1 protein-coding gene is annotated in these 1,353 nt (G+C 66.9%); it reads left to right on the forward strand.

Annotated elements, in window-relative coordinates; genetic code table 11:
- Positions 1–20: 20 nt before the first annotated feature.
- Positions 21–1,353, forward strand: a 1,333-nt coding sequence (locus QMK28_RS33930; protein WP_326443545.1) for a condensation domain-containing protein, incomplete at its 3' end; no start/stop codon positions are given.

Below are 1,353 nucleotides of genomic sequence, written 5' to 3' on the forward strand. Positions count from 1 at the left end.
GGATGCGGCAGCCCGTTCAGGTGATCGCCCGCGAGGTGAATCTTCCCTGGCGGGAGGAGGATCTGTCGGGGCTGGACGGGGAAGCCGCGTGGGCGGAGTCGGAGCGGATCGGGGTCGAGGAGCGTGCTCAGCGCTTCGATCTGGCGCAGCCGCCGCTGGTGCGGGTTTTGCTGGTGAAGGTGGGTCGGGACCGGTATCGGATGATGGTGACGCTGCATCATCTGCTGTTGGATGGTTGGTCGTTGCCTATTTTGATGCGTGAGTTGTGGGCCTGCTATGCGGCGGGCGGCAGTGCGGGTGGTCTGCCCGTGGTGGCTCCGTATCGCGATTACCTGGCCTGGTTGTCCCGTCAGGACAAGCAAGCCGCCCGCGAGGCGTGGCAGCAGGCGCTGGCCGGGGCGGAGGAACCGACCCTCGTCGCGCCCATGGTGTCGAGCGCCGCGTCGGTGCTGACCCGCATGCTCACCGTCACGGCAGGCGAGCGGCTGGCCGGAACGTTGCGGCAGCTGGCTCGTGCTCTTGGGCTGACGTTGAACACGGTGGTGCAGGCTGCTTGGGCTGTGGTGGTCGGGCAGTTGGCGGGGCGTCGTGATGTGGTGTTCGGTGCGACGGTGGCGGGGCGGCCGGCGGATCTGCCGGGCATGGAGGACATGCTGGGGTTGTTCATCAACACGGTTCCGGTGCGGGTGAGTTTCGATCCGGCGCAGACGATCGCCGAGCTGCTGACCGGGTTGCAGGCCCAGCAGTCGGCGCTGCTGGACCACCAGCATTTGAGCCTGAGCAGCATTCAGCGGGTGGCTGGTCCTGGTGCGACTTTCGATACGTTGATGGCGTTCGAGAATTATCCGGGTGACCCGGCGGTGCCGCCCTCCAGCGAAGGCTTGTCGCTCACGGATACCGGTATGCGGGAGTCGACCAGCTTCGCGCTGGCCCTGGGCGTGAACCCGACTGAGGACTTGGGGCTTCGCCTCGACTACCGGCCTGACCTGTTCGACGAGGACACCGTCCGGGCAGTGGCTGATCGTCTGATGCGGGTGCTGGAACAGATCGCGGCTGACCCGCACGCACAGGTCAGTGACATCGACGCGCTGGGCCCGGCAGAACGCTCTCTCGTGGTCGAGCGGTGGAACGACACTGCGCTGTCAGTGTCGGCGGGGTCGTTGTTGGAGCTGTTCCGGGTTTGGGTCGAGCGGTCGCCGGGTGCGGCGGCGGTGCGGTGTGGTTCCGTGGTGCTGTCGTATGGGGAGTTGGAGGCGCGGGCGAATCGCTTGGCCCGCTATCTGACCGGTCTCGGTGTGGGTCGCGAGAGCAGGGTCGGATTGTGTCTGCCGCGTGGGGTGGACATGGTTGTGG

Origin of the sequence: Streptomyces sp. H27-D2 (genome assembly GCF_035828615.1) — a bacterium.
GTDB lineage: Bacteria > Actinomycetota > Actinomycetes > Streptomycetales > Streptomycetaceae > Streptomyces.